Origin of the sequence: Nocardia sp. NBC_01329 (assembly GCF_035956715.1) — a bacterium.
Lineage (GTDB): Bacteria > Actinomycetota > Actinomycetes > Mycobacteriales > Mycobacteriaceae > Nocardia.
In genome coordinates this window covers 5,215,749-5,230,252 of sequence record NZ_CP108381.1, presented here as the reverse complement: position 1 = coordinate 5,230,252, position 14,504 = coordinate 5,215,749, and the positions used below count along the sequence as shown (strand labels likewise).

Here is a 14,504-nt window from a genome sequence, read left to right as displayed (position 1 = left end):
GGGCGGTGCGCGGTCTGCGAGTTGCGGTCTACAAAGCAAGTGCTTGGTAGGTTATCCTACCGTCGTGGGTGCTATCCAGACCTCAGAATCCGGTACCGGTCGCGACGGCGGACGGCTTTCGGCCGAACACGCCGCCAGAGCGCGTCCGACGGCCGAGCGGACCAGCGTCGCCGCCCTGAACGACGGCGAATTCGCCGATCAGGTGCGAAGTTGGCTCGAAGAGCAGCTCAACGGTGAATTCCGGGAGTTGCGCGGCCTCGGCGGACCCGGTCGCGAACACGAGGCCTTCGACGAACGCCTGGAATGGGACCGTGCGCTGGCTGCCGCGGGCTGGACCTGCCTGGGCTGGCCGGTGGAGTACGGCGGTCGCGACGCGAGCGTCGCGCAGCAGATCATCTTCCACGAGGAATACGCGAAGGCGAACGCGCCCGCGCGGGTCTCCCATGTGGGCGAGGAACTGCTCGGCCCGACGCTGCTGGCCTTCGGTACCGACGCCCAGCGCGACCGCTTCCTGCCGGGTATCCGCACCGTCACCGAACTGTGGTGCCAGGGATACTCGGAACCGGGCGCCGGCTCCGATCTCGCGGCGGTCTCCACCTCGGCCCGGCTCGACGGCGATCAGTGGTCGATCAACGGGCAGAAGATCTGGACCTCGCTCGCGCATGTGGCCGACTGGTGTTTCGCGGTCTGCCGCACCGAACCGGGTTCCAAACGTCACAAGGGTCTTTCGTACCTGCTGGTGCCGATGGATCAGCCGGGTATCGAGGTCCGGCCGATCGTCCAGCTCACCGGCACCTCGGAATTCAACGAGGTGTTCTTTGACAACGCGCGCACCGACGCCGACCTGGTCGTCGGTGCACCGGGGGACGGCTGGCGCGTCGCCATGGGCACCCTCAATGTCGAACGCGGGATCTCCACACTCGGCCAGCAGATCCGCTTCGCCCGGGAACTCGCGGCGATCGAAGAACTGGCCCGCGAATCCGGCGCCCTCGACGATCCGCTGCTCGCGGACAAGATGGATCGCGCCTGGGTGGGGCTGCGGGTGCTGCGTGCCCACGCACAGCGCACCATGGCCGAGACAGCGGACGACGGCGGTCAGGCCTCGGTGGGCAAACTGCTCTGGGCCAATTGGCATCGCGGACTCGGCGAACTCGCCATGGCGGTCCGCGGCGCCGCCGGACTCGTCGCCGCAGACGGTGATCTCGACGAATGGCAGCGGCTGTATCTGTTCACCCGCGCCGATACGATCTACGGAGGTTCGAACGAAGTGCAGCGCAACATCATCTCCGAGCGGGTGCTCGGCCTGCCGCGCGAGGCCCGGCAGTGAGCGGGCCGCTGTCGGTCGCGCCGCAGCAGACCCCGGCCCACGGACTGCTCACCGGCCGCCGCGCCGTGGTCACCGCGGCCGCCGGTACCGGGATCGGATCCGCGACAGCGCGCCGGTTGCTCGCCGAGGGCGCCGATGTGGTGGTCTCGGACTGGCACGAACGCCGGCTGGAGGCCACCCGGGCCGAACTGTCCGAGGAATTCGCCGATCGTGCGGTCGCCGCGATCGTCTGCGATGTGACCAGCACCGAGCAGGTCGACGAACTGGTGCGCGGCGCGGCCGCCGCCCTGGGCGGGGTCGATATCCTCGTCAACAATGCCGGGCTGGGCGGTGAGACGCCGGTGGTCGATATGACCGACGAACAATGGGATCGCGTTCTCGATATCACCCTCAACGGCACTTTCCGCTGTACGCGCGCCGCGCTCAACTATTTCCGTGACGCGAAACACGGCGGGGTGATCGTCAACAACGCGAGCGTGCTCGGCTGGCGGGCCCAGTACGGTCAGGCGCACTACGCCGCTGCCAAGGCCGGGGTGATGGCGCTGACCAGGTGCAGTGCGGTGGAAGCGGCCGAACTCGGGGTCCGGATCAACGCGGTCTCGCCGAGCATCGCCCGGCACGCCTTCCTCGACAAGACCAGTTCCACCGAACTGCTCGACCGGCTCTCCGAGCGGGAGGCATTCGGCCGCGCCGCCGAACCGTGGGAGGTCGCGGCCACCATCGCGATGCTCGCCAGCGATTACACCACCTACCTCACGGGTGAGGTCGTCTCGATCAGCAGTCAGCGGGCCTGACTCGGCCGGCCCGGGGATCAGGCGCGGGTGAGTGCGAATATGCGCAGTTCGCGGTCGGTGCGGTCCCGGTAGGCGGCGTAGGCGCCGGTGATCTCGACGAACCGCTCGAACACCGATTCCGCGGCCGTGCCCTCGACCCGAGTGGCGGTGACCGGAATGCGTTCGCCCGCAATGGATACCGTCGCGTTCGGGTCGGCGAGAAGATTGGCTGTCCAAGAGGGGTGGTGGGTGCCACCGAAATTGCTGCCGATGACATATACGGTGGTGCCGTCGTGTACGCACAGCAGCGGCTGGGTACGTGACTGTCCGGATCTGCGACCCGTCGTGGTCAACAGGATCACCGGTGCACCGATCGGTCCGAGCACGGTATACCGGGCGTCGGTGCGTTCCAGCACCCAGCGATCCAGCGGGGTGAGGGCGCGGATCACCCGGGAGCCGATCTTCGTGCCGGCGAACCTGTTCGCCACGCGGGCCGGCGGGCTCTTCGGGGAACCCCACTGTCGCTGCGGGAACGGCGTCGTCATGGGCCGGAATATACCGGCGCCGTCGTCGAGTTCCGGTAGGCAGCTGCCCTCGGTTATCGGCCGAGACCTGTTGTACTCGGCCGGCCGGATCGGTGCGGCGGTCCGCTCTCGGTACGCGATCGAGAAAGTCGCGCTGCGGTGGAACCGGTTCCGGCGGCCTCGCGTCCAAATGATCGGAAGCAGTGCGGGATTCGAACTTCTTCCGAGATGTGGGCCCGAGGGGTCCGGCTCCGATAGGAGGGGGGAGCCGGAACCTTCGGGCCCGCTTCGTTTGCCCACCACCATAGACCAAGCAAACGCTTGGTTGTATTATGTCGGGGTGAGCGCACCCGACCCCTCGAAATCGGCCCGGCGAAACGAACTACTCGATCTGGCGGCCGACCTGTTCGCCGAACGCGGCGTGCGCGCCACCACGGTGCGTGATATCGCCGACGCGGCCGGCATCCTCTCCGGCAGTCTGTACCACCATTTTTCCTCGAAAGAGGGCATGGTGGACGAGATCCTGCGAGGTTTCCTGGACGAGCTGTTCGGACGCTACCGCGAGATCGTCGCCGCCGGGCTGAGTTCGCGTGCCACGTTGGAAGCTCTGGTGCTCGCCTCCTATGAATCCTTCGACCGCTCGCACGCCGCCGTCGCCATCTACCAGTCCGAAGCCAAACGCCTGCTCGCCGCCGAGCGGTTCGCCTATATCGACGACTACAACCGCGAATTCCGGGAGCTCTGGCGCCGCGTCCTCACCAGCGGTATCGCCGACGGTAGCTTCCGTCCCGAACTCGATATCGATCTGGCCTACCGCTTCCTGCGTGACACGGTCTGGGTCGCGGTCCGCTGGTATCAGCCGGGCGGCGGCTCGGTCACCGTCGAAACTCTCGCGAAGCAGTACCTCACCATCGTGCTCGACGGGCTCACCGTGCCGGGCCACACCGATTAGGAGAAATCCATGGCAACAGCTGCCCGCCGCCCCTATACGCCCCTGAGCGAAGCGTATGTGATCGATGCGGTGCGTACCCCGGTCGGTAAGCGCAACGGTGCGCTGGCGCGGGTTCACCCGGCCGATCTCGGTGCGGCCGCGCTCCAGGGCTTGTTCGGGCGCAATTCGATCGACCCGGCGCGAGTCGACGATGTGATCGTCGGCTGTGTCGACAATGTCGGCCCGCAGGCCGGCAATATCGGCCGCACCATCTGGCTGGCCGCCGGGTACCCGGAAGAGGTTCCGGGAGTCACCGTGGACCGGCAGTGCGGGTCCAGCCAGCAGGCCGTCAACTTCGGTGCCCAGGCGATCATGAGCGGTACCGCCGAGGTGATCGTGGCCGGGGGCGTGCAGAACATGAGTGCCATCCCGATTTCCGCGGCCATGATCGCGGGCAAGGAGTACGGCTTCGATTCGCCGTTCGTCGGCGCCGAGGGCTGGGATCACCGTTACGGCACCGGGGAGGTGTCGCAGTTCCGCGGCGCGCAGATGATCGCCGAGAAGTGGGGAATCAGCCGCGCGGATATGGAGCAGTGGGCGCTGCGCAGCCATGAGCGCGCCCGCGCGGCCATCAAAGCCGGCCGGTTCGACAACGAGATCGTGCCGGTGGGCGATTTCTGGATCGACCAGGGCCCGCGCGAGACCAGCCTGGAGAAGATGGCCTCGCTGCCCGCGCTGGAGGAGGGCAGCCCGCTCACCGCCGCGGTGGCCTCGCAGATCTCCGACGGCGCCAGCGCCACCCTGCTCGCCTCGGACTGGGCGGTCCAGGAATACGGCTTGACTCCCCGTGCCCGGATCATCCATGTGAGCGCCCGCGGAGCCGACCCGCTGTACATGCTCACCGCGCCCATCCCGGCCACCAAGTGGGCGCTGGAGAAGACCGGCCTGACCATCGACGATATCGACGTGGTCGAGATCAACGAGGCGTTCGCCCCCGTGGTGCTGGCCTGGTTGAAGGAGACCGGCGCCGATCCGGAGAAGGTGAACGTGAACGGCGGCGCGATCGCCCTGGGCCATCCGCTCGGCGCGACGGGCGCGAAACTCTTCGCATCGCTGCTCAACGAACTCGAGCGGATCAACGGCCGCTACGGCCTGCTCACCATCTGCGAGGGCGGCGGCACCGCCAACGCCACCATTATCGAGCGCTGTGTTTGATTTGCGCCGCCTCCGGCGTCGCGGGGTCGAAGCCCCCTGACGTCGGTGACCGTCGCCCGGCGCATGCCTGCCTGTGGCGGGTATCCCGTCGGACGGCCTGGAAATAGATAGTTAGCCTATGTAATAATATCTGGGTGCAGCCGAACCCGGGGACCGATGTGGACGACACCGTCGTCGATCTGCTGGTCACCGCGGGTCGGCTCACGCGTGCGGCGGGAGCACTCAGCGTCGACGACCTGCCGCGCGCCACCGTGCGCGCACTGGCAGTGCTCGACGAGCACGGTTCGCTGCGGGTCAGCGAATTCGCTGGTATCGATCGCACATCGCAACCCACGGCGACCGCGCTCATCGCCCGGCTGGTGGGGGAGGGATACGCCTCCCGGCACCGCGATCCAGGCGATTCCCGCGCCGTCGTCGTCCAACTCACACCGGCCGGGCGTGCCCGGCTCGCCGCCACCCGCGCATCCATGCGCGAAGCGCTGTCCGGCCCGCTACCCGGCTTCGACACCGAACGTCTCGCCGGACTCGCCGCCGATCTGCGGGAACTACTGGCGGTGATCCGGGAATCGGCCGGGAACCACACGCAATCGAGGAAACACCGATGAGCACCACGACCAGGACGACCACCGGGCCGGACGGTACGAGCGCGTCCGGCCCGGCGGCGGTAGCGCGGGGAAACCACGCAAGGCCCGCGCACACACGCGATCGACACAGCACATCGACCGGACAGCCCAAAGCTGTCTGGGCTGTAGCCTTCGCCAGCGTTATCGCCTTCATGGGTATCGGCCTGGTCGATCCGATTCTCAAGCCCATCGGTGAACAGCTGAACGCCTCGCCCTCGCAGGTATCGCTGCTGTTCACCAGCTATATGCTGGTCACCGGGGTGGCCATGCTGGTCACGGGCGTGGTCTCCAGCCGCTTCGGTGCCAAGAAGACACTGCTGGCCGGTCTGGCATTGATCATCGTCTTCGCGGCGCTGGCGGGCTGTTCGGACACTGTCGAGCAGATCGTCGGATTCCGCGCGGGCTGGGGACTGGGCAACGCACTGTTCATCGCGACCGCGCTGGCGACCATCGTCGGCGCCGCCAGCGGTGGGGTCGCCCGCGCCATCATCCTCTACGAGGCCGCGCTGGGTATCGGTATCGCCACCGGACCGCTGCTGGGCGGTGTGCTCGGCGGAATCAGCTGGCGCGGCCCCTTCTTCGGTGTATCCGTCCTGATGGCCGTCGCGTTCATCGCGATCGTCGTCCTGTTGCCCGAGAGCCCGAAGACCGCCCACCCGACCTCACTGGCCGCACCGTTCAAAGCGCTGCGCCACCGCGGATTGCTGGTCGTGAGCATGACAGCCCTGCTGTACAACTTCGGCTTCTTCACCCTGCTCGCCTACACCCCGTTCCCACTGGATATGGGCACCTACGCGATCGGCTTCATCTTCTGCGGCTGGGGCATTCTGCTCGCGATATCCTCGGTGTTCCTCGCCCCGAAACTGCAGGCGCGATTCGGCACCCTGCCGATGATCGCGCTCGCGGTCGGACTGTTCGCGGCCGATCTGGCGGTGATGGCGCTGTTCGCCGAGCACAAGCCGGTGCTGATCGTCGGCGTGGTCATCTCGGGACTGTTCCTGGGCGTCAACAACACCCTGATCACCGAGGCCGTCATGATCTCCGCGCCGGTGGAACGTTCCACCGCCGCCGCGGCCTACAGTTTCGTACGGTTCGCCGGCGGCGCGGCCGCACCGTGGCTGGCCGGCAAGCTGGGGGAGACCAGCATCTCGCTCCCGTTCTGGGTGGGGGCCGCGTGTACCGCCCTGGGCGTGGTGGTTCTGCTGGCCGGTCGTTCCGCTCTCGCCCATATCGACGACCACGACCCCGCCCCGCACAGCGTGGCGGAAGCGCAGGCGGTCACGGTCGGAGACTGACCTTCAGAAGAGGTCACCCGCGGGTCCCGCCCACAGGCGGGGCCCGCTTTTTCTCGCCCGCCCGATGAAACCGGCCCGGCGTAGGGTCGAGAGGTATGACCGATGCACAGCCGGACGAGGTCCGCGTCGAGACGATCCAGAAGCGGGTACGGGTCTACCTCGGCGGACATCTGGTCGCCGATACTGTACGACCGGCGCTGGTCTGGGAGAACCCCTACTACCCGGCCTACTACATACCTGTCGCCGACCTGCACGCGAAGCTCGAACTCGACGGCAGTACCCGCACCTCGGCGAGCCGCGGGGAAGGGTCCGCATACGACGTGGTCGTCGACGGGAACACGGCCCGCGGCGCGGCGCTGCGCTACCCGGAATCGCCGAAGTTGAGTGAACTGGTGCGGTTGGATTGGGACGCGATGGACGAATGGTTCGAGGAGGACGAGCCGATCTATGTCCACCCGCGCAGCCCCTATTCGCGGGTGGACATCCTGGCGAGTTCCCGGCATGTACGAGTAGAACTCGACGGTGTCACCCTGGCCGATTCACGGTCCCCGCGGATCCTGTTCGAAACCGGCCTGCCCGCCCGCTTCTACCTGCCGCTCACCGATATCCGGATGGATCTGCTGCGGCCCTCCGAGACCCACACCAGCTGCCCGTACAAGGGCAATGCCGACTACTGGAGTGTCCGCGTCAGCGAAACCGAGCACCCGGATCTGGTGTGGATCTATCGCACCCCTACGCCGGAGAGCCAGAAGGTCGCAGGGTTGGCGTGCTTCTACAACGAGAAGGTCGATATCTACATCGATGGGGAGTTGGCGCCGCGGCCACGGACTCCGTTCAGCTGAGGCAACGGTGGCGGCCGGACCTGTGCGACTTCTGTCAGCTGTTCGATTCGGCGCCCTGGGGGAGCGCGGCGATGCTGCCGATCCGGCCGACCGCATCCGTCACGATCCGGTCGATCAACTCCTGGCAGGTCGGCAGGTCGTCCAGGATACCGCTCACCTGTCCCGCCGCCAGCACGCCGGCTTCGGTATTGCCCTCGACCAGCCCGGCGCGCAACAGCATCGGGGTATTGGCCGCCATCACGACCTGCGACCAGGTGAGTTCTTTGGCCTTGCGCATGGCCAGGCCGTCCTTGACCAGCGTGGACCATTTCATCCCGGTCATGCTCTTGAACCGTGCCGCGTTGCCGACGGCCGCGCTGAGCCCGCGGATACGCCCGGAGTTCTCCAGTTTCTGGACGAGTTCGGTGTTCAGCACCCGGTGCGGCATCCCGTCGACCTTGGTGGACACCACCGTTTCGCCGAGTTGGCGGCGTAGGTACTCCTGTTTCACCGAATCCGGGACGCTGCTCTCCTGGGTGAGCAGGAAGCGGGTGCCCATGGCGACTCCGGCCGCACCGTAGGCCAGGGCCGCGGCCAGACCGCGTCCGTCGTAGAAACCGCCCGCCGCGATCACGGGGATATCCACTGCGTCCAGCACCGACGGGAGCAGCAGGGTGGTGGCCACCGGGCCGGTGTGTCCACCGCCTTCACCGCCCTGCACCACCACCGCGTCGGCCCCCCAGGACGCGACCTTCACCGCGTGCTTGGCGGCGCCGATGGACGGGACCACCACCACGCCCGCGTCCTTGAGCTTCGCGATGAGGTCTTTCTTCGGAGCCAGGGCGAACGACGCGACCTTCACGTTCTCGCGGATCAGCAGATCGATCCGCTCGGGTGCGTCGGAGGCATCGGCGCGGATGTTCACGCCGAACGGTTTGTCGGTCTGCGTCTTGGTTTTGGCGATGGCCGTTTCCAGCTCTGCGTAGGTCATCGTGGCCGAGGCCAGAATGCCCAGACCGCCCGCGTTGGAGGTGGCCGAGACCAGGCTCGGTCCCGCCACCCATCCCATACCGGTCTGCACGACGGGATGTTCGATCCCGACGAGCTCGGTGAGCGGGGTCCGTAACCGGGGGGTCATTGCGGGACCTCCCGGTCGCGGATCTTCTTCGGGTCCAGGACCTCGCGAATGATCCGCAGTTCTTCGGCGGTCGGCAATCGGGTTTCTCCGGCGGTGCCCAGATCCGCGATCTCGAACGAGGTGTTCTCGGCGACCTCCTCGGCGGTGACCCCGGGATGCAGGCTCAGTGCCCGCATCGTGTGGTCCGGGCCGCCGAAATCGAAAACGCCCAGATTGCTGACCACGCGATGGATGTGGTGGAAGCGGAAGGCGGGGTTGTCGGGGTCGACCTTGTCGTAGCCGACGCCGGCGACGATATCGACCTTCTCGCCGAATACCCGCTTGGTGTGGCGTCCGATCCAGTAACTGGTCGGATGGTTGATGGTGTTGCCGGGCGCGCCGCGCACCCCGAACATCTGCCGGGTCGGCTGTTGGAGCGGGCCGAAGGCGGAGAGGTTCTGGTTACCGTAGCGGTCGATCTGGTTGGCGCCCATGACCACATGGCGGCGGCCCGAGGCCAGTACATCGAAGACTCTGCGGAACGGGATCCAGCCCTCGACCGGCGCTTTGCCACCGATAGGCGGCGTTTCGGCGAGGAAGAACGCCTCGCCGTCGGAGATCAGCAGATCGGGTTCGAAGGTGAGTTTCGCCAGCCGCGCGCCCAGCTGCGCCATCGGCGACATGGGGCTGGCGAAGATCTCGCCGGCGTCGCGGAAGATCTCGGCGCACGCGATCGCGCACACCTCGGCCCGGGTGCTGGTTTCGGTGCTGGTCACTGCTCCTCCTCGAATCGCACGACGGCAGCCTGATAGTCCGCTTCGGAACCGCTGAGGTAGGTATCGACGAAGGTCTGCCAGGTCTCCGGTGACCCCGCTGCCTCGACGTAGTGCCGTTGGAACTTCTCGTCTCGGCCGTAGCTCTCACCGCCGAGGGTGAAATGCGCGCCGTTCGGTGCCTCGGCCACCGCGTCGACCATCATGCGGTTGAGCAGCAGCGACTGTGGCGGAACCGATTTCACCAGTTCCTCGGTCTCCACGACCCGCTCCACCGACAGGTATCGCTTCTCGGCGGCCAGACAGAAGAGGTCGTCCATATAGGGGTCCACGCCCTGGTAGGCGGCGTTACCGTGTGCGTCACCGATGTTCAGGTGTACCAGCGCCGCGTCGAGATTCAGCGCGGGCATGGCGATCAGGGATTCGGACCGGCCGTCCGGGCTCGGATACGGCGAGGTGACGGTTCGCAGTTCGCCGTCCCAGAAGTTCGGTACATCCGACCCCAGCCCCGCGCGGATCGGCAGGAACGGCAGTCGCGCAGCGGCCGCCTCGAGTCCGCATTTGAGCATGCCCTCGTCCATCTCCCGGGCCACGATCTGCCCGGAGGTCCGCGCCTTCGCGAACCATGGGTCGTAGAACGGGGCCGAATCGAGGGAGACGAAACCGTAGTAGGCCTTACGGACCTTTCCGGCCGAGAGCAGCAGGCCCAGATCCGGTCCGCCGTAGGTGACCACCGTCAGATCGGTGACATCGGTGCGCAACAGGGCGCGTACCAGAGCCATCGGCTTACGCCGTGAACCCCAGCCGCCGATACCGATCGTCATACCGCTTCGCAGTTCACCGACGATCTCGTCCAGTGATTTCCGTTTGTCTCGCATGGGTTTCCGTTCCATGTCAGTTCTCGTCCTTCTGCGCCGCCAGGTCTTCGTCGAAGCGTTCGCGTATTTCGTCGGATGCCCCGGAGAGGTTCAGTTCGAAGGTGAACCCCTGTTCGAAGCGGTAGCTGCGGTGCACGTCCTGCAGGTCGATACCGTTGAGCGCGCGTTTCGCGGCCCGGATGACCCGGCCGTCCTTGGCGGCGATGTCCTTGGCGACCTCGAGCGCGGCGGCGTCGAGTTCGGCGCGGGGGACCACCTTCAGCACGGAACCGAAATGATGCAGCTGCTGGGCGGTGGCGGTGCTCGCGGTGAAGAAGAGCGCGCGCATGAGGTGCTGGGGAACCAGCCGGGCGAGGTGGGTGGCGGCGCCGAGGGCGCCGCGGTCGACCTCGGGCAGGCCGAAGGTCGCGTCCTCGGAGGCGATGATGATGTCGGAATTGCCGACCAGGCCGATACCGCCGCCGAGGCAGAAGCCCTGGACCGCGGTGACCACCGGGACCGGGCAGTCGTAGACCGCGCCGAATGCCTCGAAACATCCGTGGTTCGCATCGATCAGCGCTTGATGTCCGGGTTTGCGCTGGATCTCCTTGATGTCGACGCCCGCGTTGAAGCCACGGTTCTCCGCGCGCAGCACGACCACCCGGGTCTGCGGGTCGCGCCCGGCGGCGCGGATCTCGTCGGCGAGGGTGAACCAGCCGTCCGAGGGTATGGCGTTGACCGGCGGATAGTCGACCGTGATCACGGCGATACCGGCGGATTCCGAATGGCGCTTGATCCCCATCGCGTATCCCATCTCGCATCTCGAGCATCTTGGCTAAGCAAGCAATTGCTTGGTAGGTTAACACGGTGGCACTCGAAATCGACCTGTCCGACCGCGTCGTTCTGGTAACCGGGGGCGTCCGCGGCGTCGGCGCCGGAATCAGCCGGGTCCTGCTGACCGCCGGTGCGACGGTGGTGGCGTGCGCCCGCCGCCCCGGCGATACCCCGGTCGAGGTGAACGGGCGGGAAATCGACTTCCTACCGTGCGATGTCCGCGACCCCGAGGCGGTGCGGGAGATGATCGCCGAGATCGTCCGGCGCCACGGCCGACTCGACCACGCGGTCAACAATGCCGGGGGAGCGCCCTACGCGCTGGCGCAGGACGCCAGCCCCAAATTCCACACCAAGATCATCGAGCTGAACCTGCTGTCGGCCCTGCACGTCGCACAGGCGGCGCACGCGGTGATCAGCCGGCAGGAAGAAGGCGGCTCGATCGTCAACATCTCCAGCCTCAGCGGCCACCGGCCCTCGCCCGGCACCGCCGCCTACGGTGCCGCGAAAGCCGGGGTCGACGCACTCACCGTTTCTCTCGCCGCCGAATGGGCGCCGAAGGTCCGGATCAACTCGGTGGTGGTCGGCGCGGTGGAAACCGAACTGAGCACCCTCCACTACGGCGACGCCGCCGGCGTGGCCGCGGTCGGGAAGACCATCCCGATGGGCCGGCTGGCCCGGCCCGAAGACGTCGGCAACGGGGTCGCCTTCCTACTCTCCCCGCTGGCCGGATACATCTCCGGAGCGACCCTGCAGATCCACGGCGGCGGTGAGCCCCCGGCCTTCCTGTCGGTCGCGACCGCCACTCATTCCGGTGAAACGGCCGAAGCCTGACCAGCTCGAACAGATATCGACCATCGACGATAGGAACGGACATGGCAACCGAGGGCATCTGCGCCGGACGGATCGTCATCATCACCGGCGCCGGTCGGGGAATCGGCCGGGCACACGCACTGGCTTTCGCCGCCGAGGGCGCCAAGGTCGTGGTGAACGATCTCGGCTCGACCCTGAGCGGCGAGTCGACCGCGGAAACCCCTGCCGAGCAAGTGGTCTCGGAGATCCGCGCGGCCGGCGGCGAGGCAATCGCCAACGGTGACGACGTGGCGAGCTGGGAGGGTGCACAGCACCTGGTCCAGCAGGCCGTGGACACCTTCGGCGGCCTGGACGTCCTGGTCAACAATGCCGGATTCGTCCGGGACCGGATGCTGGTCAACCTCGCCGAGGACGAATGGGATTCGGTGGTCCGCGTCCACCTCAAGGGACATTTCGCCACTATGCGGCACGCCGCGGCCTACTGGCGCGCGGAATCGAAGGCCGGACGCGCGGTGAACGCCCGGATCATCAACACCAGCTCCGGCGCGGGTCTGCAGGGCAGTGTCGGACAGGGCAACTACGGCGCCGCGAAAGCGGGTATCGCCGGGCTCACCCTGACCGCCGCTGCCGAATTCGGCCGGTACGGGGTCACGGTGAACGCGATCGCCCCGTCCGCGCGTACTCGGATGACCGAGACCGTTTTCGCCGACATGATGGCCGCACCGGAAGACGGTTTCGACGCCATGGCGCCGGAGAACATCTCGCCGATCGTGGTGTGGCTGGGCAGCATCGAATCGGCCGGCGTCACCGGCCGGATGTTCGAAGTCGAGGGTGGCCGTCTCGCGCTGGGCGAGGGCTGGCGGCATGGGGTGCCGGTCGACCGGGGCGCTCGGTGGAGCCCCGCCGAACTCGGCACCGTGGTCTCGGAGCTGATCGCGAAGGGCACGACCCCGGAACCCGTATACGGAGCATAAGGGGCTCGCGCAGCCCCGACGGGCCCGTCCTGCTGCCGACCGGTGGCGGGACGGGCCTTTTCCGTGCCTGCGAGGGTCCAGCTACTGGAACAGCTGTCGGTCGAATGTGACCGACTCCATGGTTCAGCGGTCGCCGGCCGCGATGTACTGCCGCTCGAACAGCGCATGGACATTACCGGTTGATCGGGGTTGTCGCTTTGTTATGCACCGGTGAGTCGGCTGGTTTACCATGGGCAACCATCTGTTCGTTCGGCCCGGAGGGCGGCAATGCCGGGCGAATCCACACTATCGATCTAGGGGTTGACTGGCGCATGGCCGTGGGTCGCATCAAGCGATTGCTCGCAGTAGCCGGAGCGGCCGGATGTCTGGGTCTACTCGGGGGGCCGGCGCTCGCCCAAGCGAACCCGGGCCGGGGACCGGTGCCCGAGCAGGTGCCGACCGGGAGCGGTGGCATCGCCCCACCGGGACCGCCCGGGGGAGAACCCGCCGACAGCGGTGGCCCACTTTCGATCCCGGAAACATCGCCACCCACAGGCCTCGGTGCCGGAACGGACAGTAGTGCCCCCGCACCGGCGGGTGATCCCGCGGCGGGGGGCACCGGGACCGGCAGCAGCGGGCAGGATTCGGGTCAGCTCGCGCAGTGGCAGCGTCTGGGTATTCCCGGCCGTGGCGCGGAGACCGAAACAGTCGATACCGCCGAGTCGACGGAGATTGCGGCCCCGCAACCTGATCCGGCTCCGATCGCCGAACCAGTGGGCCTGGGAACCGCTTTCGGCAGCATTCTCGCGACCGGCTCGGCTGCGGTGGGTTCGGCCGCCGCGCCCCTGGGGGCCACCGGCTCCGCGGCGCTCGGGACGGGGTCGGCAGCGCTGGGTACCGGTTCGGCCGCTGTCGGTTCGGCCGGTATCGGTGTGGGTGTGACCGGTTCGGCAGCGCTGGGTACGGGTTCGGCCGCTGTCGGTTCGGCCGGTATCGGTGTGGGTGTGACCGGTTCGGCAGCGCTGGGTACGGGGTCGGCCGCGCTGGGTTCGACCGGTGTCGGCGTGCTCGGTACCGGCTCTGCTGTAACGGGTTCCGCTGGTTCAGGGGTCCTGGGCACGGGTTCGGCTGCCCTCGGTTCGGCCGCTGTCGGCTCCGCGGCCACCGGTTCTGCCGCGGTGGGTTCGGCGGCCACTGGTTCGGCGGCGCTGGGTTCGGCCGGGGTGGGTTCGGCGGCACCGCTCCTTCTGCTTCTGCTGCCGGTACCCCCGTTACCGGCGCCTCCGGTGGGGCCACCGCTGGCCTTGCCGGCGCCCGGGGTCGGTGGCGGCGTGCCCGCGCTCGGTGTCGCGGCTCCGGTGCCCGCGGTCGCACCGCTCGGTGTACCCGGGGTGCCCGCGCCCCGCGCCGCCGCGCCTTCGATCGCCGCCGTGCCTTCGATCGCCGCCGCGCCGCCGAATCACGCAGTGCGACCGACGAATGCCGAGGGGCTACTGCCCGAGCCCAAGGTCCTGTCGGTGATCGGCGGGCTGATCGCATTGGCCATGGCGGGGACGGGTTCGGCCGTGATGAGTTACCAGACCGCCGCGCAGGCGCAGGCTCGGGTCGATGCCGCGCGCGCCGAATTCTTCGGAACGGGTGCGTGATCGCG

General features: G+C 67.8%; 15 protein-coding genes. 10 read left to right on the top strand and 5 right to left on the bottom strand.

The features are described 5' to 3' along the window. Positions 1-175 precede the first annotated feature (175 nt). The gene (locus OG405_RS23695; protein WP_327152473.1) at positions 176-1,327 is read left to right on the top strand and encodes an acyl-CoA dehydrogenase family protein; all 1,152 of its coding nucleotides are present in this window, start codon (positions 176-178) and stop codon (positions 1,325-1,327) included. Beyond that, positions 1,324-2,121, top strand: a complete 798-nt coding sequence (locus OG405_RS23690) for an SDR family oxidoreductase (RefSeq protein WP_327148645.1) — start codon at positions 1,324-1,326, stop codon at positions 2,119-2,121. Before OG405_RS23695 ends, OG405_RS23690 begins: the two co-directional genes overlap by 4 nt. A gap of 17 nt (positions 2,122-2,138) precedes the next feature. Here the strand turns inward: OG405_RS23690 and OG405_RS23685 are convergent, their stop codons facing one another. After that, the gene (locus OG405_RS23685; RefSeq protein ID WP_327148644.1) at positions 2,139-2,645 is read right to left on the bottom strand and encodes a nitroreductase/quinone reductase family protein; all 507 of its coding nucleotides are present in this window, start codon (positions 2,643-2,645) and stop codon (positions 2,139-2,141) included. 319 nt (positions 2,646-2,964) lie between these two features. On the opposite strand from OG405_RS23685, the gene OG405_RS23680 reads away from it, so the two are divergent. From OG405_RS23680 to OG405_RS23660, 5 genes are all read left to right on the top strand, one after another. After that, entirely contained in the window at positions 2,965-3,576 is a 612-nt protein-coding gene (locus tag OG405_RS23680; RefSeq protein ID WP_327148643.1) for a TetR/AcrR family transcriptional regulator, read from the top strand. A gap of 42 nt (positions 3,577-3,618) precedes the next feature. Further along, a complete protein-coding gene (locus tag OG405_RS23675; protein WP_327152472.1) occupies positions 3,619-4,770 on the top strand; it encodes an acetyl-CoA C-acetyltransferase in 1,152 nt (383 codons plus the stop codon). Between the two features lie 134 nt (positions 4,771-4,904). Beyond that, on the top strand, positions 4,905-5,375 hold the full coding sequence (locus tag OG405_RS23670) for a MarR family winged helix-turn-helix transcriptional regulator (protein ID WP_327148642.1): 471 nt from the start codon (positions 4,905-4,907) through the stop codon (positions 5,373-5,375). Further along, on the top strand, positions 5,372-6,688 hold the full coding sequence (locus tag OG405_RS23665; protein ID WP_327148641.1) for an MFS transporter: 1,317 nt from the start codon (positions 5,372-5,374) through the stop codon (positions 6,686-6,688). The genes OG405_RS23670 and OG405_RS23665 overlap by 4 nt, the downstream gene beginning before the upstream one ends. A 95-nt stretch (positions 6,689-6,783) precedes the next feature. Continuing rightward, on the top strand, positions 6,784-7,530 hold the full coding sequence (locus OG405_RS23660; protein ID WP_327148640.1) for a DUF427 domain-containing protein: 747 nt from the start codon (positions 6,784-6,786) through the stop codon (positions 7,528-7,530). Positions 7,531-7,564: 34 nt separating this feature from the next. Here OG405_RS23660 and OG405_RS23655 read toward each other — a convergent pair whose 3' ends face one another. Genes OG405_RS23655 through OG405_RS23640 form a run of 4 tightly spaced genes read right to left on the bottom strand, consistent with a single transcriptional unit; the run spans position 7,565 to position 11,058 of the window. Further along, positions 7,565-8,647, bottom strand: a complete 1,083-nt coding sequence (locus tag OG405_RS23655) for an NAD(P)H-dependent flavin oxidoreductase (protein WP_327148639.1) — start codon at positions 8,645-8,647, stop codon at positions 7,565-7,567. Continuing rightward, positions 8,644-9,402, bottom strand: a complete 759-nt coding sequence (locus OG405_RS23650; protein ID WP_327148638.1) for a CoA-transferase subunit beta — start codon at positions 9,400-9,402, stop codon at positions 8,644-8,646. The genes OG405_RS23655 and OG405_RS23650 overlap by 4 nt, the downstream gene beginning before the upstream one ends. Further along, positions 9,399-10,277: a CoA transferase subunit A gene (locus tag OG405_RS23645; protein ID WP_327152471.1), complete on the bottom strand. Its 879-nt coding sequence runs from the start codon at positions 10,275-10,277 to the stop codon at positions 9,399-9,401. Before OG405_RS23645 ends, OG405_RS23650 begins: the two co-directional genes overlap by 4 nt. A gap of 16 nt (positions 10,278-10,293) precedes the next feature. Next, a complete protein-coding gene (locus tag OG405_RS23640; RefSeq protein WP_327148637.1) occupies positions 10,294-11,058 on the bottom strand; it encodes an enoyl-CoA hydratase family protein in 765 nt (254 codons plus the stop codon). A 65-nt stretch (positions 11,059-11,123) separates the two neighbouring features. Between OG405_RS23640 and OG405_RS23635 the strand changes: the two genes are divergently transcribed. The 3 genes from OG405_RS23635 to OG405_RS23625 all read left to right on the top strand — a co-directional run bounded on the left by OG405_RS23635 (position 11,124) and on the right by OG405_RS23625 (position 14,499). Beyond that, positions 11,124-11,921 carry an SDR family oxidoreductase gene (locus OG405_RS23635; protein WP_327148636.1) on the top strand — a complete coding sequence of 266 codons (798 nt, stop codon included), beginning with the start codon at positions 11,124-11,126 and terminating at the stop codon, positions 11,919-11,921. A gap of 41 nt (positions 11,922-11,962) precedes the next feature. Continuing rightward, entirely contained in the window at positions 11,963-12,874 is a 912-nt protein-coding gene (locus OG405_RS23630; protein ID WP_327148635.1) for an SDR family oxidoreductase, read from the top strand. 311 nt (positions 12,875-13,185) lie between these two features. After that, positions 13,186-14,499, top strand: a complete 1,314-nt coding sequence (locus OG405_RS23625) for a hypothetical protein (protein WP_327148634.1) — start codon at positions 13,186-13,188, stop codon at positions 14,497-14,499. The last annotated feature ends 5 nt before the right edge of the window (positions 14,500-14,504 follow it).

Coding starts and splice junctions, on each gene's coding strand:
- OG405_RS23630 (WP_327148635.1), top strand. CDS start 11,963: ATGGCAACCGAGGGCATCTGCGCCGGACGGATCGTCATCATCACCGGC.
- OG405_RS23665 (WP_327148641.1), top strand. CDS start 5,372: ATGAGCACCACGACCAGGACGACCACCGGGCCGGACGGTACGAGCGCG.
- OG405_RS23685 (WP_327148644.1), bottom strand. CDS start 2,645: ATGACGACGCCGTTCCCGCAGCGACAGTGGGGTTCCCCGAAGAGCCCG.
- OG405_RS23655 (WP_327148639.1), bottom strand. CDS start 8,647: ATGACCCCCCGGTTACGGACCCCGCTCACCGAGCTCGTCGGGATCGAA.
- OG405_RS23645 (WP_327152471.1), bottom strand. CDS start 10,277: ATGCGAGACAAACGGAAATCACTGGACGAGATCGTCGGTGAACTGCGA.
- OG405_RS23640 (WP_327148637.1), bottom strand. CDS start 11,058: ATGGGGATCAAGCGCCATTCGGAATCCGCCGGTATCGCCGTGATCACG.
- OG405_RS23625 (WP_327148634.1), top strand. CDS start 13,186: ATGGCCGTGGGTCGCATCAAGCGATTGCTCGCAGTAGCCGGAGCGGCC.
- OG405_RS23660 (WP_327148640.1), top strand. CDS start 6,784: ATGACCGATGCACAGCCGGACGAGGTCCGCGTCGAGACGATCCAGAAG.